At 71.8% G+C, this 23,043-nt stretch carries 23 protein-coding genes; 10 read left to right on the forward strand and 13 right to left on the reverse strand.

Annotation, left to right across the window (positions count from 1 at the left end):
* Positions 1–83: 83 nt before the first annotated feature.
* From OG285_RS21850 to OG285_RS21860, 3 genes are all read right to left on the reverse strand, one after another.
* Positions 84–1,505: a cytosine permease gene (locus OG285_RS21850; protein WP_371791965.1), complete on the reverse strand. Its 1,422-nt coding sequence runs from the start codon at positions 1,503–1,505 to the stop codon at positions 84–86.
* Between the two features lie 132 nt (positions 1,506–1,637).
* Positions 1,638–2,141, reverse strand: a complete 504-nt coding sequence (locus OG285_RS21855) for a cysteine dioxygenase family protein (RefSeq protein WP_356834773.1) — start codon at positions 2,139–2,141, stop codon at positions 1,638–1,640.
* Entirely contained in the window at positions 2,138–3,034 is an 897-nt protein-coding gene (locus OG285_RS21860) for an amidohydrolase (RefSeq protein ID WP_371791966.1), read from the reverse strand. Before OG285_RS21860 ends, OG285_RS21855 begins: the two co-directional genes overlap by 4 nt.
* 237 nt (positions 3,035–3,271) lie before the next feature.
* On the opposite strand from OG285_RS21860, the gene OG285_RS21865 reads away from it, so the two are divergent.
* A complete protein-coding gene (locus OG285_RS21865) occupies positions 3,272–4,309 on the forward strand; it encodes a LacI family DNA-binding transcriptional regulator (RefSeq protein ID WP_371791967.1) in 1,038 nt (345 codons plus the stop codon).
* A 99-nt stretch (positions 4,310–4,408) separates the two neighbouring features.
* Here OG285_RS21865 and OG285_RS21870 read toward each other — a convergent pair whose 3' ends face one another.
* Genes OG285_RS21870 through OG285_RS21885 form a run of 4 tightly spaced genes read right to left on the reverse strand, consistent with a single transcriptional unit; the run spans position 4,409 to position 7,817 of the window.
* Entirely contained in the window at positions 4,409–5,338 is a 930-nt protein-coding gene (locus tag OG285_RS21870) for an ABC transporter substrate-binding protein (protein ID WP_371791968.1), read from the reverse strand.
* A gap of 17 nt (positions 5,339–5,355) precedes the next feature.
* Positions 5,356–6,027 (reverse strand): ABC transporter permease, encoded by a 672-nt coding sequence (locus OG285_RS21875; protein ID WP_356834765.1) that lies wholly within the window; start codon positions 6,025–6,027, stop codon positions 5,356–5,358.
* Between the two features lie 3 nt (positions 6,028–6,030).
* A complete protein-coding gene (locus tag OG285_RS21880; RefSeq protein ID WP_356834763.1) occupies positions 6,031–6,690 on the reverse strand; it encodes an ABC transporter permease in 660 nt (219 codons plus the stop codon).
* Entirely contained in the window at positions 6,687–7,817 is a 1,131-nt protein-coding gene (locus tag OG285_RS21885; protein WP_356834761.1) for an ABC transporter ATP-binding protein, read from the reverse strand. Before OG285_RS21885 ends, OG285_RS21880 begins: the two co-directional genes overlap by 4 nt.
* 140 nt (positions 7,818–7,957) lie before the next feature.
* On the opposite strand from OG285_RS21885, the gene OG285_RS21890 reads away from it, so the two are divergent.
* From OG285_RS21890 to OG285_RS21900, 3 genes are all read left to right on the forward strand, one after another.
* Positions 7,958–9,472: an aromatic amino acid ammonia-lyase gene (locus tag OG285_RS21890; RefSeq protein WP_371793582.1), complete on the forward strand. Its 1,515-nt coding sequence runs from the start codon at positions 7,958–7,960 to the stop codon at positions 9,470–9,472.
* Between the two features lie 162 nt (positions 9,473–9,634).
* Positions 9,635–10,471, forward strand: coding sequence for a MurR/RpiR family transcriptional regulator (locus OG285_RS21895; RefSeq protein WP_356834756.1), 837 nt, complete (start codon positions 9,635–9,637; stop codon positions 10,469–10,471).
* A gap of 237 nt (positions 10,472–10,708) precedes the next feature.
* The gene (locus OG285_RS21900) at positions 10,709–11,248 is read left to right on the forward strand and encodes a hypothetical protein (RefSeq protein ID WP_371793583.1); all 540 of its coding nucleotides are present in this window, start codon (positions 10,709–10,711) and stop codon (positions 11,246–11,248) included.
* A gap of 20 nt (positions 11,249–11,268) precedes the next feature.
* Here the strand turns inward: OG285_RS21900 and OG285_RS21905 are convergent, their stop codons facing one another.
* The 5 genes from OG285_RS21905 to OG285_RS21925 all read right to left on the reverse strand — a co-directional run bounded on the left by OG285_RS21905 (position 11,269) and on the right by OG285_RS21925 (position 15,104).
* A complete protein-coding gene (locus OG285_RS21905) occupies positions 11,269–11,643 on the reverse strand; it encodes a hypothetical protein (RefSeq protein WP_356834846.1) in 375 nt (124 codons plus the stop codon).
* A gap of 146 nt (positions 11,644–11,789) precedes the next feature.
* Positions 11,790–12,227: a roadblock/LC7 domain-containing protein gene (locus tag OG285_RS21910; RefSeq protein WP_371791969.1), complete on the reverse strand. Its 438-nt coding sequence runs from the start codon at positions 12,225–12,227 to the stop codon at positions 11,790–11,792.
* A 38-nt stretch (positions 12,228–12,265) separates the two neighbouring features.
* The gene (locus tag OG285_RS21915; protein ID WP_356834750.1) at positions 12,266–13,054 is read right to left on the reverse strand and encodes a transcriptional regulator; all 789 of its coding nucleotides are present in this window, start codon (positions 13,052–13,054) and stop codon (positions 12,266–12,268) included.
* Positions 13,054–13,518: a hypothetical protein gene (locus OG285_RS21920; RefSeq protein ID WP_356834748.1), complete on the reverse strand. Its 465-nt coding sequence runs from the start codon at positions 13,516–13,518 to the stop codon at positions 13,054–13,056. Before OG285_RS21920 ends, OG285_RS21915 begins: the two co-directional genes overlap by 1 nt.
* 194 nt (positions 13,519–13,712) lie before the next feature.
* Complete coding sequence (locus OG285_RS21925) at positions 13,713–15,104, reverse strand: diaminopimelate decarboxylase (RefSeq protein WP_371791970.1); 1,392 nt, start codon at positions 15,102–15,104, stop codon at positions 13,713–13,715.
* 120 nt (positions 15,105–15,224) lie between these two features.
* Here OG285_RS21925 and hutU point away from each other — a divergent pair, with 120 nt between their 5' ends.
* The 4 genes from hutU to hutI are packed head-to-tail and all read left to right on the forward strand — an operon-like array spanning position 15,225 to position 20,657.
* Positions 15,225–16,889: a urocanate hydratase gene (gene hutU, locus OG285_RS21930; RefSeq protein WP_356834744.1), complete on the forward strand. Its 1,665-nt coding sequence runs from the start codon at positions 15,225–15,227 to the stop codon at positions 16,887–16,889.
* Between the two features lie 17 nt (positions 16,890–16,906).
* Entirely contained in the window at positions 16,907–18,106 is a 1,200-nt protein-coding gene (locus tag OG285_RS21935; protein ID WP_356834844.1) for an allantoate amidohydrolase, read from the forward strand.
* A complete protein-coding gene (locus OG285_RS21940) occupies positions 18,097–19,446 on the forward strand; it encodes a formimidoylglutamate deiminase (protein ID WP_356834741.1) in 1,350 nt (449 codons plus the stop codon). Before OG285_RS21935 ends, OG285_RS21940 begins: the two co-directional genes overlap by 10 nt.
* A gap of 32 nt (positions 19,447–19,478) precedes the next feature.
* Positions 19,479–20,657 carry an imidazolonepropionase gene (gene hutI, locus OG285_RS21945; RefSeq protein WP_356834739.1) on the forward strand — a complete coding sequence of 393 codons (1,179 nt, stop codon included), beginning with the start codon at positions 19,479–19,481 and terminating at the stop codon, positions 20,655–20,657.
* A 246-nt stretch (positions 20,658–20,903) separates the two neighbouring features.
* On the opposite strand, the gene OG285_RS21950 is transcribed toward hutI, so the two are convergent.
* Positions 20,904–21,785 (reverse strand): RNA polymerase sigma factor SigF, encoded by an 882-nt coding sequence (locus OG285_RS21950; RefSeq protein ID WP_371793584.1) that lies wholly within the window; start codon positions 21,783–21,785, stop codon positions 20,904–20,906.
* Positions 21,786–22,032: 247 nt separating this feature from the next.
* On the opposite strand from OG285_RS21950, the gene OG285_RS21955 reads away from it, so the two are divergent.
* Together OG285_RS21955 and OG285_RS21960 are read left to right on the forward strand one after the other, a co-directional pair.
* The gene (locus OG285_RS21955) at positions 22,033–22,401 is read left to right on the forward strand and encodes an STAS domain-containing protein (RefSeq protein ID WP_371791971.1); all 369 of its coding nucleotides are present in this window, start codon (positions 22,033–22,035) and stop codon (positions 22,399–22,401) included.
* A gap of 116 nt (positions 22,402–22,517) precedes the next feature.
* The gene (locus OG285_RS21960) at positions 22,518–23,009 is read left to right on the forward strand and encodes an ATP-binding protein (protein WP_371791972.1); all 492 of its coding nucleotides are present in this window, start codon (positions 22,518–22,520) and stop codon (positions 23,007–23,009) included.
* Positions 23,010–23,043: the final 34 nt, after the last annotated feature.

Here is a 23,043-nt window from a genome sequence, read left to right on the forward strand (position 1 = left end):
GGGACGTGGTGAGCAGTGGGGCTATCCCCCCAATCCGGTGGGGTACTTCCACCCGCCCCGGCCTCGCCGGCCTCCCCGGCACCTCAGGGGGACGGCACCTGCTCCGGTACGGGCTCGGGAGCCGGGGCCAGGATGGTGGCCGCCGGGATGTGCGAGGTGTTCCGCCGCGCCAGGACCCAGTACAGCGCCGCCGGGACCACGAGCCCCACGATCCAGGAGATGTCCGCGCCGCCCAGGTGGCCGACCAGCGGTCCGGTGTAGAAGGACGTGGCCAGGAAGGGGAACTGGGCCACCAGGCCGATCCCGTAGACCAGCAGGGCGTCCCAGCGCCAGGCGCCGTAACGGCCCTTCGGGTCGGAGAGGGCCGGGATGTCGTAGCGCTCGCGGGAGATCAGGTAGTAGTCCACCAGGTTGATCGCCGACCACGGGGTGAAGAAGGCCAGCAGGAAGAGCAGGAAGTCCTTGAAGGAGTCGAGGAAGCTGTCCTTGCCCGCGAGGGCCACCACCGTGCCGGCCACCATGATGACCAGGATGTAGAGCGTACGGCCGCGCGGGGAGAGGGTCTTCTGGCCGCGGAAACCGCTGATGCTCGTCACCATCGACATGAATCCGCCGTAGGTGTTGAGCACGTTGATCGTGAGCTTGCCCAGGGCGATGACGAAGTAGAGGACCGAGGCCATCAGGCCCGTGCCGCCGAGGCCGACCACGTAGCCGACCTGGCTGTTCAGGAAGGCGTCGCCCGCCGTGGCCGCCACCAGGACGCCGAAGGTCATCGACCACTGCGAGCCGAGCGCCGTGCCGCCGAGCGTCCACCAGAACGTGGCGCGGCCGCTGGTCGTACGGGGCAGATAGCGCGAGTAGTCCGCCACGTACGGGCCGAACGCCAGCTGCCAGGAGGCCGAGAGCGAGACCGCGAGCAGGAACAGCGGGAAGGAGAAGCTGTGGTCGTGCAGGACCGTGCCCAGGTCGATGCGGTCGAGCAGCCGGATCCCGAGGTAGATGAAGGCGATGGCGCAGATGACGCTCGCCACCCGGCCGAGCGTGTGGATCACCCGGTAGCCGATGACGGCCACCGCCGCGGTGATCACGGCGAAGATGACGATCCCGGTGCTGTCGCCGAGGTGGGTCAGCTTGCCCACCGCCTGGCCCGCCAGGACGGTGCCACTGGCGAAGAACCCGACGTACATCAGGATCACCAGGGCCAGCGGGACCACCGCGCCCTTGACGCCGAACTGCGCACGGGACGAGATCATCTGCGGCAGCCCGAGCCGCGGGCCCTGCGCCGAGTGGAGGGCCATCACCGCCCCGCCCAGCAGATTGCCGAGCAGCAGCCCGACGATCGACCAGAGCGCGCCGCCGCCGAAGACCACGGCGAGCGCGCCCGTCACGACCGCGGTGATGTGGAGGTTCGCGCCCACCCAGAGGGTGAACTGCGAGAAGGCGCTGCCGTGGCGCTCCTCGTCGGGGACGACATCGATCGACCGCTGTTCCACCAGGCCTGCCACCGGACTGCCTCCCTCTCACCACTGCGCTGCCCTCGCCGGCCGATGCGTGCGCCGTCCGGCAATGTATCGATCTATGCAGAGTGTGTCGTGATGAATGGAAGGTCAATAGGTGCAGGTCAATTTGCTGCTTCTTCAGGCCGCCGGGCTGTCCATTGGGCGAAGTTCGTCCGCATATGAGACGGAAATCCGGCGCATCAGGCCATCGTCGCTGATGTCGTACTGGCCGAGCCGCCAGAGCGGCGGCGAGTACGCGTGGATCGAGACCGCGTCGTCCGTCGCCCCGGTCAGGCGGTGGATGTGGTCCGGACCGAAGCAGAAGGAGGTGTCGGCGCCGACGGCCGTCGCGAGGTGCTTGCCGCCGATGCGCGGGTTCGACTCGGTCAGTACGCCCTGGACCACCCGGACCGCGCCCGACGAGATGTCGTGGTCGTGCCAGCCGGTGTCGTTCTGCCGGGTCCAGCAGAGCAGCCAGATGTCGACGTACTCGTCACGGTGCAGCGAGGCGTAGTGCCGGTCGGTGTCCGAGAAGGCGACCTCGGAGCGCCACAGCTCCGGACGGGTGGCCAGATCGTCGACCAGTGAACGGAGTTCACGCTTGTCGAGAGTGCGGTCGGGCAGCGTGGCGTCGTACGTCACGGGGTTGCTCCTTTCAGGAGGCGGGCGGGGTTGGCGGTGCGGAGCGCGTGGGCGGCCGCTTCCGCGCCGAGGTCGGGGATGGCGGGCAGGGCGTACGGGCGGTCGCTGCCGGACACGACGACGTCGATGCCGACCGCCCGGACCAGGGCGTCCACCGCCCGGGTGCCGTACGAGGAGGTCTCGTAGAAGACGTCGAAGTCGACCGTGCCCCGGCCGCCGCCCCGGGCCGCGAGCCGCTCGCCGTGCAGCGGGGCGAGGCCCGCGAGGGCGGCGAAGCAGACCCGCAGCCGGGGGTGGCGCGGCCGGCCGAACGCGCGGAAGGCGAACCAGGTGGCGTGCAGCTGCTGGACGTACGGCACCAGTGCGGGCCACCAGGGCGGGGCGCCGTCGCCACTGGGCGGCGCCGCGCCCGGATGGACGAAGAGCGGCTTGCCGGCGCGGGCGAGTGTGTCGAGCAGTGGGGCGCAGTGCGCCCACCCCGCCTCGTCCAGCAGTGCGGTGGCGGGCAGTTGGAGCCCCACGCACCCCTGCTCCAGGGTGCGGGCGAGCGCTTCGGGGTCCGGCGCGACGAGTCCCGCCGACGCCCAGACGCCGAAGGGTGCGGGGAGGTCCAGTGCGCCGTCGTGGAACGCCGCCAGCAGCGGGGCCGCTTCGGCGGGCGGCAGGTACTCGATGCCGAGCGGGCTGGAGAGCGAGACGAGCGCCAGGCCGAGACCGTCGGTGTGGGCCAGTTCGGTGCGGGCCGCGACGTCGTGGTCGGCCGGGTCGACCGCGTACGGCGGCTCTCCTTGCAGGTGGAGCGTCCAGCCGTCGAGATACGGGGCGGTGGTGCGGGCGCGCAGCAACTCGGTGAAGGCCGGTGGCCAGAGGTGCTGGTGGACGTCTACGAGCAAGGTTCACCTTTGAGTTAAGCGATTCACTGACGCGCTTAAGTGAAGCGGTTAACCGAGCGAGGTGTCAAGGCGAGGTGTCAAGGCGAGGTGCCGAGGTGAAGGCGTCAGGGCGAGGTGTCGAGGCGAGGAGTCGGGCTGAGGTGCCGGGCCGGGCGCCCGGCCGGAAGGGGGAGAGCCGGTCGCGGGTCCGCCGTTCGGCACGGCGGGCTTTCGGTGGCGGCCGGTAGGCTTTCCCTCATGGCCAGGCCGAGCAAGCGCACCACCCTCCGCGAGGTGGCAGAGGCCACCGGCCTCTCCACTGCCGCCGTCTCGTACGCCCTGCGCGGCAAGCAGGTGTCCAAGGAGACCGAGGAGCGGGTCCGCAAGGCCGCCGCCGAGCTGGGATACGAGGCCGACCCCATCGCCCGCGCCCTCGCCAGCGGCCGTACGAGCATGGTCGGGGTCCTCGCGGGTGACCTCCAGGACCTCTGGCAGCAGCAGTTGATGGCGGCCATAGGTCGCGAACTCCTGGCGGGGGACCGCTATGCGCTGATCCTCGACGCGGGCGGCGATCCCGCACGGGAGCTGGTCCTCGCCAAGCAGCTCCGCGACCAGCGGGTGGACGGTCTGCTCGTCTCGCCCGTCGACCCCTCGGCCGAGGGCTGGGCGAAGATCGCCGACGCGGTGCCGGTGGTCTCCATCGGTGACTCGCTCCAGCAGGCCAGGACCGCCGGGGAGGTGCTCTTCGACAATCGCGCCGGGATCGACGCGGTGCTCGCGTATCTGGCGCGGCTCGGGCACCGCCGGGTGACGGTGCTGACCCCGACCGGGCCCAGCACCCCCGACCGCCCGGCCGACGTCTATGTGCGCGAGGCCGCGGACCGGCTCGGCCTCGACGTCGAAGTGGTGCCGTGCGCACAGGAGTTGGGTGAGGCGACCGGGGTCGCACGCGGGGTGGTGGGCGGCCGTTCCACCGCGGTCTTCTGCTTCTCGGACTCGATCGCGTACGGCGTGTACGCGGCGGCCGCCGAGGCGGACCTGGCCATCGGCCGGGACCTGTCGGTGGTCGGCTTCGACGACCACCCGGTCTCCCGGGTCCTGACGCCCGCGCTGACGACCCTCGACTGGGGCCTCGCGGAGATCGCGGCGGAGGCGGCGCGGCTGGCGGTGGCGGCGATCGAGGGGCGGCGGGTGCGGCGCAAGCGGATTCTCTGTGCGCCGCGGCTGGTGGAGCGCGGGTCCGCCGCGGGGGCGCTACCCCCGGGCCCCCGGTCAGCAAGCACCGGACGGGCTTGAAGTCGGCATCGGGCGCCGGCCGGGCCGAGGTGTCCTCAAGCACCGGACGGGCTTGATCCGCCCCGGGGCGCCGGCCGGCGCCCCGGGGCAACAGCCTCGCTACGCCAGCACCTTGTGCTGCTTCAGCCACGCGTCCGCGACCCTGTCCGGGTCCTTCTTGTCCTTGTCGACCAGGCGGTTCAGCTTCGTCAGCTCCTCCGTCGTCAGCGCGTTGCCCAGCAGGGCCAGCGCCTTGCGGACCTTGCCGTCCGCCTTGCGGGCGGCGATCAGCGGGACGATGTGCTGCGCGGGCACCAGGTGCTTCGGGTCCTCCAGGACGACCCAGTGGTTCGCCGCGACATCCACGTCCGTGGTGAAGACGTTGGCGACGTCCACATCGCCCTTCTTCAGCGCGCCCTTGACCAGCGGGCCCGACGAGTCCAGCGCCTTGAACTCCTTGAACTCCACGCCGTACTGGTCCTTGAGCCCGACGACCCCCACGACCCGCTTCTGCATCTCGGCCGCCGCGCCGAACACGAGCTTGCCGTTGACCTTCTTCAGGTCGGCGAGGGACTTGAGGCCGTATTTGTCGGCCGTCTCGCGGGTCACCGCGAAACTGTCGCGGTCCTCGGCCGCCGCGTACGGCAGGACTTCGAGGCTCGCGGGCAGCACGGCGGCCAGCGCGTTCTGCATCGCGCCCGCCTCCGTCTCGGTGGCCTTCTTGTTCAGATAGAGCAGCAGACTGCCCTGGTACTCCGGGAGCAGATCGATGTCGCCCCCCTTCAGCGCGGGGACGATGATCTCGCGGGAGCCCAGGTTGGGCTTGACCGTGGACTTGATGCCCGCGGCCTTGAGCGCCCCCGCGTAGAGGTAGCCGAGTATCTGGTTCTCGGTGAAGTTGGCGGTGCCGATGACCAGCCCGCCGGAGCTGCTTCCGGCGTCGCCGCCGGAGCTGTCCCCGTCGAGGGACGTGATGCCGGACGAGCAGGCGGCGAGCACGGGCGCCGAAGCGCCGGCCAGCAGGGCGGTGAGTGCGGTACGTCGGTTCATCTCGGGTCTCCAGGAAGTCAGCGGGCGGTGTCGGGTCGGCCGCGCAGCAGCAGCCGCTGCACCCCGCCCAGGACGAGGTCGGCGAGGACGGCCAGGACGGCGACGAGCACCGCGCCGCCGAGTACCTGCACCAGGTCGCGCTGGGCGAGCCCGTCGAACACGTACCGGCCCAGCCCGCCGAAGCTGACATAGGCGGCGATGGTGGCGGTGGCCACGACCTGCACGGTCGCCAGCCGGATGCCGGTCATGATCAGGGGCAGCGCGAGCGGGAGTTCGACCTGCCAGAGGACCTGGTGGCCGCGGAGCCCCACGCCCTTCGCCGCGTCCTTGACCTCCGGGTCGACGGCGGCCATGCCCGCGTACGTATTGGTGATGATCACCGGCACGGCGAGGGCCACCAGCGAGATGTACACCGGCCAGATGGAGAGCCCGCCCGCGAGGAAGACCAGGGTCACCAGGCCGACGGTGGGCAGCGCGCGGCCGAAGGACGCCAGGTTGACCGCGATGAACGCGCCGCGCCCGGTGTGGCCGATCAGCATGCCGATGGGGAGCGCGATGACGGCCGCGATGACGGTGGCGAGCAGCGAGTACTGCAGGTGCTCGACCAGCCGGTGCGCGATGCCTTCCCGGCCGGACCACTGGGCGGAGCTGGTCAGCCAGGACGCGAGGTTCTTGAGGAGTTCCAGCATGGGTCAGGCGCCCCTCTTCATGGAATGGCGCTGCCTGGTCCAGGGCGTGCACAGCCACTGGACGGTGACGAGCAGCGCGTCGGCCACCAGGGCGAGCAGCAGGGTCAGGATCACACCGGCGACGACCGGGGTGGGGTAGTTGCGCTGGAAGCCGTCGGTGAAGAGCTGGCCGAGGCCGCCGTATCCGATGTAGCTGGCGACGCTCACCAGCGAGATGGACATCACGGTGGAGACCCGGATACCGGCCATGATCACCGGCAGCGCGAGCGGCAGTTCCACGGTGAGCAGGGTGCGCAGCGGCCGGGTGCCCATGGCGGTGGACGCCTCGCGCACCTTGGCGGGCACGGCGTCCAGGCCCTCGACGGTGTTCCGTACGAGCACCACCAGGGTGTACGCGGTCAGGCCGGTGATCGCCGTCGTCCGGGTGAGTCCGGTGATGGGCAGCAGCAGGACGAAGAAGGCCAGCGACGGGATCGTGTAGAGGATGTTGGAGAGGCCGAGTACGAAGCCGCGCAGCGCCCGTACCCGGTGGGCGAGGACTGCCAGCGGGAGCGCGATCAGCAGGCCGAGGAGGACGGCGGGCACCGCGGTGGAGAGATGGTCCGCGGTGAGGTGAGCCATCTCACCGGTGTGGTCGGGGAACCAGCCCCAGTCGATGGTCATGCGGCGGTACCGGACTTCGCGGGGGAGCCGACGGCTCCCGCGCTCGTGTGGGCCTCGCCCGCCCGGTCGTGGATGGCGTCGCGGGAGGTGACGCCGGTCAGTGAGCCGTCGGCGTCCACCCGGGCCACCAGGCCGGCCGGGGACGCGACGGACTCGTTGAGCGCGGAGAGCAGTGAGTCGGTGTCGCGCAGCGCCCGGACGGGCAGCAGCGGGGCGTCGCCCGCCGTACCGGCCGACGGGGCGGCGTCCGTGTCGAGCCAGCCGAGCGGCTTGTCGTCGGCCGACACCACCAGCCGCCAGCGGCCGGTTCGCTTCACCGCGGATATCTTTTCACCGGCGCGGACGACCGGGGCGGGCGTCCGGGGTATCCCCGCGAGCGTGGAGAGCGACAGCAGCTTCAGCCCGCGTTCGGCGCCCAGGAAGTCCGCGACGAAGTCGTCGGCGGGCCGGGCGAGCAGCTCGGCGGGCTCGGCGCACTGGACGAGATGGCCGCCGGTACGGAAGACCGCGATGCGGTCGCCGAGCCGGACGGCCTCGTCTATGTCGTGGGTGACGAAGACGATGGTCTTGTTCAGGTCCTTCTGCAGCCGCAGCAGCTCGTCCTGGAGCTGGGTGCGGACCACCGGGTCCACCGCGCCGAACGGCTCGTCCATCAGCAGTACCGGCGGGTCGGCCGCGAGCGCGCGGGCCACGCCGACGCGCTGCTGCTGGCCGCCGGAGAGCTGGTGCGGATAGCGCTTGCCGGTGTCGGCGGTCAGCCCGACCGTTTCGAGCAGCTCGGCGGCGCGGGCGCGGGCCTTCTTGCGGCCCCAGCCGAGGAGCAGCGGGACGGTGGCCACGTTGTCCAGGATCGTCCGGTGCGGGAAGAGCCCGGACTGCTGGATGACGTACCCGATGCCGCGCCGCAGCTCGGCGGCGTCCGCTTCGAGGATGTCCTTGCCCGCGAGGCGGATGGTCCCCGACGACGGGTCGACCATGCGGTTGATCATGCGCAGGGTGGTGGTCTTGCCACATCCGGAGGATCCGACGAGGACCGTGATCTGCCCCTCCGGCATGTCCAGGGTGAGGTCGTGGACCGCTGTGGTGCCGTTCGGGAAGCGTTTGTGCACGGCGTCGAATTTGATCATCGGTCATCCCTTGCCCGGCTGCATATGGTCATGCAGAGTTCTCGGTGTCTGAATAATTTGTCAATGGACTGCGGTAAAACACTGGTGACGTAGGTCCATCAGGCACGACCGAATGTCGGAAAAGGAGGCGTTCGCGCATGATGCCGTACCGCACGGTGGACACCCGGACCGGCACCGGCACCCGGGCCGGCACCAGCACCCAGACCGGCATCGTGGTCCTCGACGGTGAGTCCCTTCCGGTCGCCGATGTGGTCCGGCTCGCGCGTGGTACGGCCAGGCCCGTACCCGGAACCGAGGCGATGAAGCGTGCCGAACAGTCGTGGGACGCGGCGCGTGAGCTCGCCGCATCGGGTCGCGTGTACGGCCGCTCCACCGGTGTCGGCGCCAACCGTAACGAGTCCGTGCCGTCCGGCGCAGCCGCCGACCACGGACTGCGGCTGCTCCGCTCGCACGCCGGGGCCATCGGGGACCCGCTGCCGGGCCACGAGGTCAGGGCCATGCTCGCAGTACGCGCCAACCAGCTGCTCGCCGGCGGGGCCGGACTGCGGCCCACCGTCGTCACCGCGCTCTGCGAGGCCCTGGAATCCGGTGCCCACCCCGTCGTCAACGAGTTCGGCTCCGTCGGTACCGGTGACATCGCCGCCCTGGCCCAGATGGGCCTCGCGCTGGCCGGTGAACATCCCTGGCAGGGCGGCCCGCCGCCCGCCGCGCTGCGCCTCGACAACAACGACGCCCTCGCGCTGATCAGCAGCAACGCCCTCACCCTCGGCCAGGCGGCGCTCGCACTCGACGAGCTGCGCGCACTGGTCGACGCGACCCAGGTGGTGGCCGCGCTGTCGCTGCTCGCCGTGGACGGCTCGTTCGAGGCGTACGCGGAACCGGTGCACGCGGCCCGCCCGCACCCCGGCTCGTACGCCGTGGCCGCCCGCAGCCGACGGCTGCTCGGCGCCCCCGAGCGGCCCACTCCACCGCTGGGCCGCATCCAGGACCCGTACGGCTTCCGCTGTGTCCCGCAGGTCCACGGGCCCGTGCAGGACGCGGCCGACCTGCTGGAGCGCACCATCGCCGTCGAGATCAACGCGGCGGCCGAGAACCCGCTGATCCGCGCCTCGGACATGGCCGCCTACCACCACGGCGGCTTCTACATGGCCCAGCTGGTCCTGGCGCTCGACCACTTCCGGCTGGCCCTCACCCAGACCGCCCGGCTCTCCACCTCCCGGCTCTCCGCGCTGAACGAGCCCGGGTTCACCCGGCTCAGGCCCTTCCTCGCGGACGGTGAGGCGGCGTCGTCGGGCGTGATGATCCTGGAGTACGCGGCCGGGGCGGCCTTCGGTGAGCTGAGCGCGCTGTCCGCGCCGGCCTCGCTCGGGCACGCCGTCCTCTCCCGCGGCGTCGAGGAGCAGGCCAGCTTCGCGTCGCTCGCGGCCCGGCAGGCACTGCGGGCCGGACGCGCGTACCGCTATGTCGTGGGCTGCGAACTGGTCGCCGTCATACGGGCGTTGCGCCAGCGCGAGCTGCGGATAGACCCCGGCCTGCCGGTCGGCCGCGCCTTCGCCCTGGCGGACGAGGCGCTCGACCCGGACCTCGCGGACCGGCCGCTCACGGACGACGTGGAGACGGCGGCCGCGCTGCTCGACCGGTTCAATGGCCTCTGAGGGCGTGGTCGGCGGGATCCGGGACGAGCGGCTCTGCGAAGCGGGCGGCTCCCCGGACGAGTGGCTCTCCCAGGCGGCGGGTGGCTCCCCGGGGCGGGCGGATCCCGGAGACGGCGTTCAATGAACTCTGATGTGGATGTGGAACTTGAGGGGGATGACGGCATGAGCGACAGCCCGGCCGCACGGCTGCAACAGCTCTTCGAAGGGCACCGGCTGACACCGACCCAGCGGCGCATCGCGCACTGCATGGTGCGGCAGGCCTCCGAGGCGCCCTTCCTCTCCTCCGTCGAACTGGCCGAACTGGCCGGGGTCAGCCAGCCGTCCGTCACCCGGTTCGCGGTGGCGCTCGGCTTCGACGGCTACCCGGCGCTGCGCCGGCACCTGCGGGAGGTCGCCCCGGCCGGACGCGAGGTGGACGACGACAGCCTCAACGAGTACCAGCAGGCCGTCCAGGCCGAGATGGAGAATCTGCGCCGGCTCGCCGAGGCGCTGGCCGACCCCTCGCTGGTGGAGCGCGCGGGCCGGCTGCTCGCACAGTCTCCGGCTCTGCCGGTACTGGGGCTGCGCGCCGCTTCCTCGCAGGCCAGGGGGTTCGCGTACTTCGCCGCCAAGGTCCACCGGGATGTCCGGCTGCTCGACGAGGGCGGCACGATGCTGGCCGACCGCATCGACGCCTCGGTACGGGCGGGGGCCACGGTGCTGCTCTGCTTCGCTCTGCCCCGCCACCCGCGTGAGGTGGTCGAGGCACTCGCGTACGCGCAGTCGGCCGGGCTGACCGTGGTGACGGTCGCCGACTCGGCCTTCGCCCCGGTCGCCCGGCACAGCGACATCCTGATCCCCGCCGCTGTCGGCACCGGCCTGGCCTTCGACACGGTGTGCGGGCCGATGCTGCTGGGGCGGGTGCTGCTGGAGGCGATGTGCGACGAACTGCCTGAGGCGCAGTCGCGCCTGGAGGAGTTCGACGCGCGGGCGGCGGCACGGGGGCTGTTCATGGAGTAGTCGCGGGCGGGCCGGGCGGACCGTGGCGCCCGGTGGCTTCTCACGGCGTCCTCAGAAACCGTCGCTAATCTCCGCTCGATCCAAAGCAGGCGGTGCGGAGGGAGTACGGACGTGGGGCGCGGCAGAGCGCGGACGCAGACGGATACGGACACGAGGACGGATGCGCGGACGCGGAAGCACGCGCAGAAGCAGCAGGCGGGGCCGGAGCGGTCGTCCGGGAAGGGGCGGCCGCGGACCGTGGCGCGGGTCGCTGTCCTGGTGCGGGCGGGCGCCGCGCCGCTGTGGTGGCTCGGGCTGGTGGCCGCGGACGCCGGGGCGTTTCTGCCCGGACTGACCGGGCGCAGGATCGGTCTCCTGGCCGGGGCCGCGCTCGCTCTGATCAGCTGCGCGCTGGTGACCCTGGTGCGCGGGCGCAGGTTCGTCCACCTGTCGAAGTCGCCCTCGCGGGCGGGCCGGTCCGACTTCCTCCAGGACCGGGCCGTGACGGTACGGAACTGGCGGCGCGCCCACCGCTGGTGGCTGGTCGCGGCCTTCGCCGCCGCGCTCGGCTCGTCGTTCGCCCTGCCGGCCGCGGGCGGGCTGATGCTCGCCGGGGCGGGTGCCGGGCTGTGGCTCAAGTCGGTACGGCTCGGCCGCCGCGAGCACGCGGACGACCTGCTCTTCTGGGTCCGTACCGACTGGATCGCGCGGGGCCCGGCAGGGAAACCGGTCAAGGGCTACTGCTGGACGGGTGTCCTCGCGGGCGACGCCGCACCCGGCGGGGCACGGCGTCGCTGACGGGGCCGGGCACGGCCGGTTCACACCTCCAGCTCGGCCTCGATCTTCTTCAGCTGATGACGGGCCATCGCGAGGTTCGCGCGGGACTTGTCCAGCGCCAGATAGAGGAACAGGCCGTTGTTCCCACGCCCCTTGAGCAGCCGGATCAGGTGGTACTGCTCGCCCAGGGTGATCAGGATGTCCTCGATCTCGTCCGTGAGACCGAGGTGCTCCATGGTCCGCACCTTGGCGCGCACGACATCCGTGTTCCCGGCCGCGGCCACGGCCAGATCGAGGTCCTTGCCGCCGCCGAGCGTGCCGAGGGCCATGCCGCTGGTGTAGTCGACGAGGGCCACGCCGATGGTGCCCTCGATCGTGCTCATCGCGTCCTTGAGTGCGGTTTCGGTGTTCGCCATGGGAGGCGCACTTCCTTTCTTCCGGTGGGTGTCGGAGCTGGTGGTGCTGGAGTTGCCGGTGTCGGAACCGGTCGGTTCCGGTGTCGTACGGGTACGGGTACGGGCGCGCGCGGTCCGGGAGTGGGCGCCCCGCGAAGGGGTGTTGGTCATGGGCTCTCCGCGCGTGGGCTCTCCGGGCGTGGCCTCTCCGGGCGTGGGGTCTCCGGCCGGTCGAGGGCGCCGTCGACCAGCTCGCCGATCCGGGTGCTCGACCGGCGGGCCTCCAGGTGGAGCCGGCCCACGTTGATACGCGGATGGGCGAGCAGGGTGAGCACGGCGGACGGGCCTGCCGCGTACGTCGCCACATAGCCGTGCTCGCCGCGGACCAGCAGCTCACGGAAGGCGCCCTGGCCCGTCGTCTCGGTCAGCCGCTGCGCGACGCCGAGGGCCGCGGCGGTGAGCGCGGCGACGGACTCGCCCTCGGCCGACGTGGTGTCCTGTGCCAGCACCAGACCGTCGGCGCTGGCCGCGAGCGCCCCGCTGATCAGGGGCACCCGGGCTCTCAACCGCCGCAGCTCGTCCAGCACTTCGGCCTCCGCGGACATCAGTTGTCTCCTCTCGGCGCGCTGCCGCAGAGCGCGGATCACAGCGTGGCCTCCAATGCGTCTCGCAGCCGGCGGAGCAGGGCGACATCCGGGTCGGGCGACACGTCGGCGACCGCGTCCGCGTACCGGGCGGGGACCGCGGACGCCTGCGGTACGGGTGCGCGCGGGGTCTCGACGGCACCGGCGGCTGCCAGCCTGCGGACGTCGATGAGGGTGTGGAAGGCGGGGCGGCCCAGCGCCCGGGCGATGCCGGGCGGCGTGCGGACCCCGTCCACCAGGTCGAGCACGGCGCGCTGGCGCGGGGTGACCGGGGTGTCGGGGCGGCTCCGGGCCCGTACCACCGGGGCGGTGTCGATGTCCGGGTACGGCCAGAGCCGGTCGAGCAGTTCCCGGCGGCGGGCGGCCTCCCGCTCCACCGCTTCGGCCGGCACCGGGTGCACGGCGCCGATCCAGTGGGCGACGCCGTAGCGGAAGCGGGTGGGGCCGCTGCTGGGGGCGAGGGCGAAGTACGCCGCGTCGTGCAGGGCGCCGAGATGGCATATCTCCAGCTCACCGTCCGCGACCTGGCCGCTCTCGACCAGGAACCGGCCGACGCGGCCGTGCGCTCCGGCCTGGTCCAGTGCCTGCCGCCACCCTTCGGGGCGCAGCCGTCCCGAGGTGGTCAGCAGGACGTCGATCCCGGGGGCGACCGGGCTCTCGGCGTGCACCACCTGGCCGTCGACCAGATAGAGCGTGCCGCGGTCACGCAGCAGGGCGCCGGTGGCGCGTTCGCCCGCGAGGCGGACGAGCATGGGCGAGACGCCCGCGGGTCTGGTGGCGGTGGTCATCACAGCACCAGTCGCTCTGCCAGGTCCCGCAGCCGTAATCGGGCGAGCGCCAGATTGCCCTCGTCGCGGTCGAGCCAGAGATGCAGGAAGACACTGCTGTCGAAGGTCGTCTCCACGAACCGCAGGACGTGGTAGCCGGTGCGGTTGGTGACGATGACGTCCTCGACGGGAAGCCCCTTGCCGCGGGCGGGTGTTGAGGCGCCGGACGGCTCGTCCGTGCCGTCCGTGTCTTCCGTGCCCCCGGCCGTGTCGTCCGTCCCGGTATCCGGGGCCGGGGCGAACGCGGGGTGTTCGGCGGCCATCCTGGCCAGCTCCGCGGTCTCGGCCGCGGTCGTCTCGTGGTCGTTGTTGGGCGACGCGCCGATGGTGCCGAGCGCGAGCCCGCTGGTCCAGTCGACCACGGCGGCACCGAGGGAGCCGGGCAGCCGCATGGCTTCCAGCAGACACTCGTCGATTCCGGGCACGCGGAACTCCCCTCCCAGCGTGGTGCGCGTGGCCGCGGGGGCGGCCGTGCGGCAGTGACGGCCAAGTTACGCAACGTTCAGCCGCCCGAGGGGACTTCTGGCATTTTCCAGCGGAACATGCGCGACGGGATTAGGGTCTGCGTTCTGTCGGTCCGGGCGGCCGCACGGCCGCCCGCCCGGGTGCCCGGTCTCCGTCAGAGCAGCGCGTCCGCGTGTGCCCCGCCCGACTCGGCGACGATCTCCGCCACGCTCTGCGCGTCCCGCACCGTCGCGAACCGGACCCCTCCCGCGCCGGGCGCGGTCCCGGTCGCCGCCTCCGCCGTGAACCCGTAAATCGCGGGCCTGGCCAGGCTGTTGTACGCGTAGTGGTGCGCGAAGTAGTACGCCCCGGTGTCCAGCACCGCCACGTAGTCCCCCTGGCCGAGCAGCGGCAGCTCCCGGTCCTCCGCCAGCAGGTCGCCCGCGAAGCAGGCCGGGCCCGCGACGTCCTGGGCGACGGCGGCGGCCGTGCTGGGGTGGCCGTCCCGGTCGTACGCGGTGATCCGCAGCGGCCACGACGCGGGTGCGTACACCGTGCGGGTGGCCACCTGGACCCCGGCGTGCGTGACCGCGATTGCCCGTCCGCCGGCTGACTTCGCGTACTCGACGCGGGCCAGGATCGTGCCGTGTTTGGCGAGCAGCGAGCGGCCGAATTCGGTGACCAGGCCGTAGCGGCCGTCGAGCAGGCCGGGCGCGGTCGCCTTGAGGAGCCGTGCGTACTCGGCGTACGTGGGTGTCTCGCCGTCCGACGAGAAGTTGACCGGCAGTCCGCCGCCGATGTCGATGGTGTCGATCTGCTGCCGGCCGGCCGCCGCGTTGATCTCCTCGGCCAGTTCGTGGACGGCCCGTACGCCTTCGGCCATCAGTGCCAGCGGTACGCCCTGTGAGCCCGAGTGGGTGTGCAGCCGGTTCAGCCAGGGGCGGTCCACGAAGGCCCGGACGACCCACGCGCGGGCGCCCTCGTCGCGCAGGGCCACTCCGAACTTCGAGGTCGCGGTGGCCGTCGACAGCGCGCCGATGGAGCCGCCGCCGATCTGCGGATTGACACGCAGCCCCAGCGGTGAGGTGGTCGGGGCCGACCGCACCAGGGCGTCGAGCCGGGCCAGCTCCTGCGGATTGTCGGCGTTCACCGCGATCCCGAGGGCGAGCGCCTCGCGCAACTCGGCGGGGGTCTTGGCGGGGGAGTCGAGCACGGTGTGCGCCGGGCGCACCCCCGCGGCGCGGGCCAGCGCCAGCTCACCCGGGCTCGCGACCTCCGCCCCGATGCCCTCCTCGGCGAGCAGCCGCAGGACGGGGACGAGCGGGGCCGCCTTGACGGCGAAAGCGTGCAGAACGGGCGTACCCGGCGGGGTGACCTCCTCGAACGCGGCCCGCAGGGCGGCCGCGCCGGCGCGGATCCCCAGGATGTCCAGCAGCCCGACGACGGGGCTGTCCTGACCGGCGAGACCGGTCGCCACCGCGGCCCGTACTGCCTGCTCACGCCGGGTGGCGGTGCCTGTATCGGAACCCGCGTCGGCGGCCGTTCCGGAACCCGTTTCAGAAGCCATGAGATCCAGCCAATCACCGACCGGGGCGAGGCGGGCATGCCCGCGCGTATTGACTAGCTCTATTCAGCTCGGCAGGATGTGAATAGTTCATGCAACAGTGTGGGATCGAGGAGGCAGACCATGTCAGGACCCCGGCCGGTACGGGCCCCGCGCGGTACGGAGCTGAGCGCCCTGGGATGGCAGCAGGAGGCCGCCCTGCGCATGCTCCAGAACAACCTGGACCCGGAGGTGGCCGAGCACCCCGACAAGCTCGTCGTCTACGGCGGCACCGGCAAGGCGGCCCGCGACTGGCGCTCCTTCGACGCCATGGTGCGCACGCTGCGCACGCTCAAGCAGGACGAGACGATGCTCGTCCAGTCCGGCCGCCCGGTCGGCGTGATGCAGACCCACGAGTGGGCGCCGCGCGTGCTCATCGCCAACTCCAACCTGGTGGGCGACTGGGCCAACTGGGAGGAGTTCCGGCGGCTCGAATCGCTCGGGCTGACCATGTACGGCCAGATGACGGCCGGCTCCTGGATCTACATCGGCACCCAGGGCATCCTCCAGGGCACCTACGAGACCTTCGCCGCCGTCGCGGCCAAGCGCTTCAACGGCACGCTCGCCGGGACGATCACGCTCACCGCCGGACTCGGCGGCATGGGCGGTGCCCAGCCGCTCGCCGTGACGATGAACGACGGCGTCGCGATCTGTATCGACGTCGACCCGCGCGCCATCGAGCGCCGCATCGAGCACCGCTACCTGGACGTCCGGGCGAACTCGCTGGAGCACGCCCTCCAGCTCGCCACCGAGGCGCGCGACGCGCGCAAGCCGCTCTCCATCGGCCTCCTCGGCAACGCCGCCGAGCTGCTGCCCCGGATGCTCGCCGAGGGCGCGCCGATCGACATCGTGACGGACCAGACCTCCGCCCACGACCCGCTCGCGTACCTCCCGCTCGGCATCGACTTCGACGACATGGCCGCGTACGCGGCGGAGAAGCCCGCCGACTTCACGGTGCGCGCCCGCGAGTCGATGGCCAAGCACGTCGAGGCGATGGTCGGCTTCATGGACGCCGGGGCCGAGGTCTTCGACTACGGCAACTCCATCCGCGGTGAGGCCCAACTCGCCGGTTACAGCAGGGCGTTCGACTTCCCCGGCTTCGTTCCCGCCTATATCCGCCCGCTCTTCTGTGAGGGCAAGGGCCCGTTCCGCTGGGCCGCGCTCTCCGGGGAGGCCGCGGACATCCACAAGACGGACAAGGCGCTCCTGAAGCTCTTCCCGGAGAACGAGTCGCTGCACCGCTGGATCAAGATGGCCGGTGAGCGCGTCCACTTCCAGGGCCTGCCCGCCCGCATCTGCTGGCTCGGCCAGGGCGAGCGCGACAAGGCCGGTGCCCTGTTCAACGACATGGTCGCCGACGGCACCCTCGCCGCCCCGCTGGTCATCGGCCGCGACCACCTCGACTGCGGCTCGGTCGCCTCTCCGTACCGCGAGACCGAGGCCATGCTCGACGGCTCCGACGCCATCGCGGACTGGCCGCTGCTCAACGCCATGGTCAATGTCGCCTCCGGCGCCTCCTGGGTCTCCATCCACCACGGTGGCGGCGTCGGTATGGGCCGCTCCATCCACGCCGGCCAGGTCTCGGTCGCCGACGGCACCCCGCTCGCGGGCGAGAAGATCCGCCGGGTACTCACCAACGACCCGGGCATGGGCGTCATCCGCCACGTCGACGCCGGGTACGACATCGCCGAGCGGGTCGCCGACGAGCGCGGTGTCCGGGTGCCGATGCGCGAGGACGGTTCTCAGTGACCTCCTCGTTCCACGAGATGTGGGCGGAGCTGCTGCCGGTCGGCCGCAGCTCCGCCTCGGGCGGGTACCGCCGGTACGCCTGGACCGCGGCCGACGCCGACTGCCGCGCCTGGTTCAAGGACCAGGCGCTGGCCCGCGGTCTCACGTACGAACTCGACCGCAACGGCAACCAGTGGGCCTGGCTGGGCGACCCGCAGGGCACCGACGCCGTCGTCACCGGCTCGCATCTGGACTCCGTACCGGACGGGGGCGCCTTCGACGGCCCCCTCGGTGTGGTCTCCTCCTTCGCCGCGCTCGACGAACTCCGCCGCAGGGGAGCCGAGTTCACCCGGCCGCTGGCGATCAGCAACTTCGGCGACGAGGAGGGCGCCCGTTTCGGCCTGGCCTGCGTCGGCTCCCGGCTCACCGCGGGACAGCTCACCGTCGACCAGGCACACAAGCTCCGCGACGGCGACGGCATCACGCTGCCCGACGCCATGGAGCAGGCCGGATACGACCCCGCGGCCATCGGCCCCGACCCCCAGCGGCTCGCCCGGATCGGCGCGTTCGTCGAGCTCCACGTGGAGCAGGGGCGCGCCCTCGACCTCAGCGGCGACCCGGTCGGTATCGCCTCCGCGATCTGGCCGCACGGCCGCTGGCGGTACGACTTCCACGGCGAGGCCAACCACGCGGGGACGACGCGTCTGGTGGACCGCCGCGACCCGATGCTGACGTATGCCGAGACGGTCATCGCCGCCCGCCGCCAGGCGGAACTCGCGGGCGCGGTGGCCACCTTCGGCAAGGTCGCCGTCGAGCCGAACGGAGTCAACGCGATCCCCTCCCTGGTGCGCGGCTGGCTCGACTCGCGCGCCGCCGACCAGTCGACGCTGGACACGGTCATCGCCGGTATCGAGCAGGCGGCCAGGGAACACGGCGAGCGGGACGGCGTGGACGTCCGCGTCACCCGGGAGTCCTTCACCCCCGTCGTCGAGTTCGAGCACGCCCTGCGCGACGAGCTCCGCAAGATCCTCGGCGGCGACGGCACCGACGTGCCCGTTCTCGGAACGGGCGCGGGACACGACGCCGGGATCCTCTCCGCGTCCGTTCCGACCGCCATGCTGTTCGTACGCAACCCCACGGGTGTCTCGCACTCACCGGCGGAGACCGCCGGTGAGGACGACTGCCTGGCCGGGGTGACCGCACTCGCCGATGTACTGGAGGGCCTGGCGTGCAGGTGACGTACTGGCTGGAGCACGCCTGGCTCGACACCCATGTCGAGCCGGGCGTCGTCCTGGAGACCGACCGGGGCCGGATCACGGCCGTCCGCAAGGAGGTACCGGCGCCGCCGCCCGGCGCGACGGCCCTGCGCGGCCTGACCGTCCCGGGTCTGGCGAACGCCCACAGCCACGCCTTCCACCGCGCCCTGCGGTCCACCGCCCAGGTCGGCTCCGGCACCTTCTGGACCTGGCGCGACGTGATGTACGGCGTGGCCTCCCGGCTGACCCCGGACTCCTACCACGCGCTCGCCCGCGCCGTGTACGCCGAGATGGCGATGGCCGGGATCACCGTGGTCGGTGAATTCCACTATCTGCACCACACACCGGGCGGCACCCCCTACGACGACCCGAACGCGATGGGCGAGGCGCTGATCGCCGCCGCCGCCGACGCGGGAGTCCGCATCACTCTCCTCGACACCGCCTACCTGGCGTCCGGGATGATCGACAAGTACCGCAGCGCGGCGCCCGAGAAGCACCAGCTGCGCTTCTCCGACGGCTCGGCGCAGAGCTGGGCCGAGCGGGCCTCCCTGCTCAAGGACCGCGACCACGCCCGGATCGGCGCGGCCGTCCACTCCGTGCGCGCGGTCCCCGCGGACCAGCTCGGTACCGTGGCCGCATGGGCCGAGAGCCGGCAGGCCCCGCTGCACGTACACCTCTCCGAACAGACCGCCGAGAACGAGTCCTGCCGTGCGGCGCACGGCTGCACGCCCACCCGGCTGCTCGCCGACCACGGCGTGCTCGGGCCCCGCACCACCGGAGTCCACAACACCCATCTCACCGACGAGGACATCACCCTCCTCGGCTCCTCGGCGACCGGCACCTGTATGTGCCCCACCACCGAACGCGACCTCGCCGACGGCATCGGCCCCGCCGTCCGGCTCCAGCACGCGGGCAGCCCGCTCTCCCTGGGCAGCGACAGCCACGCCGTGATCGACATCCTCGAAGAGGCGCGCGCCCTGGAGCTCAACGAACGGCTGCGGTCGCGCACCCGCGGCCACTGGACGGCAGCGGCCCTGCTGCGCGCGGCCACCGCGGGCGGGCACCACGCGCTCGGCTGGCCCGAAGGAGGCATCATCGAGACCGGCGCCCTCGCCGACCTCACCACGATCGCGCTCGACACGGTCAGGACAGCGGGACCCGTACCGCGCCTCGGAGCGGAGACCGCGGTATTCGCCGGCTCCGCGGCCGACGTACGCCACACGGTCGTGGGCGGACGCCATGTCGTACGCGACGGGGTCCACGCACTGGTCCCGGACGTCCCCCGCGCGCTGGCCGAGTCGATCGCGGCGCTGCGCCCCTGATCCCGAACCCGTATCCGTAGGAGCACACCGCGATGACGAACCCCGCCACCGCCCTCACCCACATCGGCAGTCTGGTCACCAACGACCCCTCCCTCGGGGACGGATCCCCGCTCGGTCTGATCCAGGACGCGGCGCTCGTCATCGACGGCGACCGCATCGCCTGGGTCGGTGAATCCAGCAAAGCACCCGCCACTGACAACGCGGTCGACGCGGACGGCCGGGCGGTGATCCCGGGGTTCGTCGACTCGCACTCGCACCTGGTCTTCGCGGGCGACCGGACGGCCGAGTTCAACGCGCGCATGTCGGGCCGCAGTTACTCGGCGGGCGGGATCCGCACCACGGTCGCCGCCACCCGCACGGCCACCGACGAGCAGCTCTCGGCGAACGTCGCGGCGTACCTCCATGAGGCGCTCCGCCAGGGCACCACCACGCTGGAGACGAAGTCCGGCTACGGCCTGACCGTCCAGGACGAGGAGCGGGCCCTGCGGATCGCGGCCCGCCACACCGACGAGGTCACCTACCTGGGCGCCCACATCGTCGCGCCCGAATACGCCGACGACCCGGACGGGTACGTCGCCCTGGTCACGGGCGACATGCTCGACGCCTGCGCGCCGCACGCCCGCTGGATCGACGTGTTCTGCGAGAAGGGCGCCTTCGACGGCGACCAGGCCCGCGCGATCCTCACCGCCGGGCGGGCCAGGGGCCTGCACCCGCGCGTCCACGCCAACCAGCTCGGTCACGGCCCGGGGGTGCAGCTCGCCGTCGAGCTGGACGCCGCATCGGCCGACCACTGCACGCACCTCACCGACGAGGACGTCACGGCCCTGGCCGACGGCGACACGGTCGCCACGCTGCTGCCAGGCGCCGAGTTCTCCACCCGCGCCGCCTGGCCGGACGCCCGCCGTCTCCTCGACGCCGGGGTGACGGTGGCGCTCTCCACCGACTGCAACCCGGGCTCGTCGTTCACGTCCTCGATGCCGTTCTGCATCGCCCTGGCGGTACGGGACATGGGGATGAGCCCGGACGAGGCGCTCTGGGCGGCCACCGCGGGCGGCGCACAGGCGCTGCGCCGTACGGACATCGGCCGTCTCGTGCCCGGGGCCAGGGCCGACCTGACCCTGCTCGACGCCCCGTCCCACGTCCACCTCGCCTACCGGCCCGGTGTCCCCCTGGTCTCGGGGGTGTGGCAGCGCGGCGCGCGGGTGGTCTGACCCGGAAGGACCTCGCTGAGCGCTGTACGGGCCGCACCGGGCGGTGTCCGCAGGTCCGTCACCGGGCGCCGCACGGCCTCACCGGGCGGCGTACGCAGGCTGCCCGTCACCGAGCGCCGCACGATCCTCACTGAGCGGTGCACGGGTGCCGCACGCGGAAGAGCCGGTCCCGGCGAGCGGGACCGGCTCTTCCGCCGAGGTGCTGCCCGGCCGGTGTGAGCCGGACGGACGCTCCTCGCGGGCGCGTCACTGCTCCAGGGTCAGCCCCTTGCGCAGCTTCACCAGGGTGCGCGACAGCAGCCGCGACACGTGCATCTGCGAGATGCCCAGCTCTTCGCCGATCTCCGACTGCGTCATGTTGGCGACGAAGCGCAGCGACAGGATCTGCCGGTCGCGCGAGGGCAGCCCGGCTATGAGCGGCTTGAGCGACTCGATGTACTCGACGCCTTCGAGGTCGTGGTCCTCGTAGCCGATCCGGTCGGCCAGCGCGCCCTCGGAGTCGTCCTCCTCGGGCTGGGCGTCGAGCGAGCTCGCGGTGTACGCGTTGCTCGCCGCCATCCCCTCGACGACCTCTTCCTTGGTCAGGTCGAGGCGCGCGGCGAGCTCCGCCACGGTCGGGGAGCGGTCGAGCTGCTGGGCGAGCTCGTCGCCGGCCTTGGCGAGGTCGAGACGGAGCTCCTGGAGACGGCGCGGCACCCGCACCGACCAGGACGTGTCACGGAAGAAACGCTTGATCTCGCCGATGATCGTCGGCATCGCGAACGTGGGGAATTCCACGCCCCTGCTGAGCTCGAAGCGGTCTATCGCCTTGATCAGGCCGATCGTGCCGACCTGGATGATGTCCTCCATCGGTTCGCTGCGCGAGCGGAACCGGGAGGCGGCGAACTTGACCAGGGCCAGGTTGAGCTCGACGAGCGTGTTGCGGACATACGCGTACTCGTGGGTGCCCTCTTCGAGGGACTCCAGACGCGCGAAGAGGGTCTTCGACAGGGCCCTGGCGTCCAGCGGCCCCACTTCGGCGTACGGCGGAATCTCAGGAAAATCCTCGATTCCGGAGTCAATCCGGTGGGGCGGGGTAGGCCGTGCAGTCGACGCATCGCTGCGGGATTCGTCGAGCCGGGGTGACATGGTGTCCTCCATGGTTCTCGGCATATGGCTGCCGATGCCTGTGTTCTGCGGTGTAGCGGCGCCTCCGAAGCCGGCCGTGTTCGAATGTGTCGCTACTACCCCTATCGGCTCGCGATGGACAAGCGCAAGTGTTAAATGTCCGTATTATTGCGGTTCGTTGGGGTTGTTCGGCTACCGGTCGGCGTGTGAAAGGCGTAGTCTTCGTCGCACGTCAGCGACATCTCCAACACGGCGAAGAGGGACGGACATGGACCGCGGGACGGTCGGCAGCACGAACCGGGGCCGGCTTCGGGTCGAAGTCAGGTCCGTGGGCCGGAGTGAGGTCGTGACTCCGGCGGGTGAGCTTGATCACCACACTGCCGAATTGCTGAGTGAGCCGCTGGACAAGGCGCTGGAGCAGGGCCGGTCGCGACTGGTCATCGACTGCTCCCAGCTGGAATTCTGTGACTCGACCGGACTCAATGTGCTCCTCGGGGCCCGCCTCAAGGCGGAGGCCGCCGGGGGTGGCGTGCATCTGGCCGGGATGCTTCCCGTGGTGGCCAGGGTGTTCGAGATCACAGGCGCCGAGGCGGTCTTCACCGTGCACGATTGTCTCGAAGACGCGCTGCGCGACTGATCCGCACACTCTGTTGAAAGAAATGAGTGTTGTCACCATTAGGCAGGGCAGGAGTCCCTCCGCAATCTCTGTACCGCTGACTTTCTGAACTGGTGAATCGGTGAGGTGAAGCGCTGATGAGCACCACCCGGCAGCAGCCGCCGGGGGACCTCGGTCCCGAGCGCGACGGCGCCGGACCAGCCTCTACCGTGTCCGCCGAAGGCCGCAGTCGCACGCTCTCCCTGCTGAGCGCGAGCGGCATTGTTCCGCTGGCGCGTGATTTCACGCGCCAGGCGCTCTACGACTGGGCCTGGCTGCCCGCCGAGAGCGCCGACCGCCGTGCCGCGGCGGAGGACGTCCTGCTGGTCGTGTCCGAGCTGGTCACCAACGCGTGCCTGCACGCCGAGGGCCCCGAGGAACTCCGCGTCTCGTACGGGCAGAAAGTGCTCCGTCTTGAGGTCGTCGACCGCGGCGCGGGCCAGCCCGCACCGCGCAGCCCGCACCGCGCGGGCCGGCCCGGCGGCCACGGCATGTTCATCGTGGAGCGGCTCTGCCTCGACTGGGGCGTGGTCCGCACGCCGGGCACACCCGGCAAGATGGTCTGGGCCGAGCTGGCCGCGCCGGCCTGATCCGCCGGCCGCATCGGCCTGGTCCGCCCTGATC

This window comes from Streptomyces sp. NBC_01471 (assembly GCF_041438865.1).
In the GTDB taxonomy this organism is placed as follows: domain Bacteria; phylum Actinomycetota; class Actinomycetes; order Streptomycetales; family Streptomycetaceae; genus Streptomyces.

Bases quoted from the DNA above. Each gene is read 5' to 3' on its own strand.
- OG285_RS21865 (WP_371791967.1), top strand. From the start codon at position 3,272: ATGGCCAGGCCGAGCAAGCGCACCACCCTCCGCGAGGTGGCAGAGGCC.
- OG285_RS21870 (WP_371791968.1), bottom strand. From the start codon at position 5,338: ATGAACCGACGTACCGCACTCACCGCCCTGCTGGCCGGCGCTTCGGCG.
- OG285_RS21875 (WP_356834765.1), bottom strand. From the start codon at position 6,027: ATGCTGGAACTCCTCAAGAACCTCGCGTCCTGGCTGACCAGCTCCGCC.
- OG285_RS21880 (WP_356834763.1), bottom strand. From the start codon at position 6,690: ATGACCATCGACTGGGGCTGGTTCCCCGACCACACCGGTGAGATGGCT.
- OG285_RS21885 (WP_356834761.1), bottom strand. From the start codon at position 7,817: ATGATCAAATTCGACGCCGTGCACAAACGCTTCCCGAACGGCACCACA.
- OG285_RS21890 (WP_371793582.1), top strand. From the start codon at position 7,958: ATGCCGTACCGCACGGTGGACACCCGGACCGGCACCGGCACCCGGGCC.
- OG285_RS21895 (WP_356834756.1), top strand. From the start codon at position 9,635: ATGAGCGACAGCCCGGCCGCACGGCTGCAACAGCTCTTCGAAGGGCAC.
- OG285_RS21905 (WP_356834846.1), bottom strand. From the start codon at position 11,643: ATGGCGAACACCGAAACCGCACTCAAGGACGCGATGAGCACGATCGAG.
- OG285_RS21910 (WP_371791969.1), bottom strand. From the start codon at position 12,227: ATGTCCGCGGAGGCCGAAGTGCTGGACGAGCTGCGGCGGTTGAGAGCC.
- OG285_RS21915 (WP_356834750.1), bottom strand. From the start codon at position 13,054: ATGACCACCGCCACCAGACCCGCGGGCGTCTCGCCCATGCTCGTCCGC.
- OG285_RS21925 (WP_371791970.1), bottom strand. From the start codon at position 15,104: ATGGCTTCTGAAACGGGTTCCGGAACGGCCGCCGACGCGGGTTCCGAT.
- hutU (WP_356834744.1), top strand. From the start codon at position 15,225: ATGTCAGGACCCCGGCCGGTACGGGCCCCGCGCGGTACGGAGCTGAGC.
- OG285_RS21935 (WP_356834844.1), top strand. From the start codon at position 16,907: ATGTGGGCGGAGCTGCTGCCGGTCGGCCGCAGCTCCGCCTCGGGCGGG.
- hutI (WP_356834739.1), top strand. From the start codon at position 19,479: ATGACGAACCCCGCCACCGCCCTCACCCACATCGGCAGTCTGGTCACC.
- OG285_RS21950 (WP_371793584.1), bottom strand. From the start codon at position 21,785: ATGTCACCCCGGCTCGACGAATCCCGCAGCGATGCGTCGACTGCACGG.
- OG285_RS21955 (WP_371791971.1), top strand. From the start codon at position 22,033: ATGGACCGCGGGACGGTCGGCAGCACGAACCGGGGCCGGCTTCGGGTC.
- OG285_RS21960 (WP_371791972.1), top strand. From the start codon at position 22,518: ATGAGCACCACCCGGCAGCAGCCGCCGGGGGACCTCGGTCCCGAGCGC.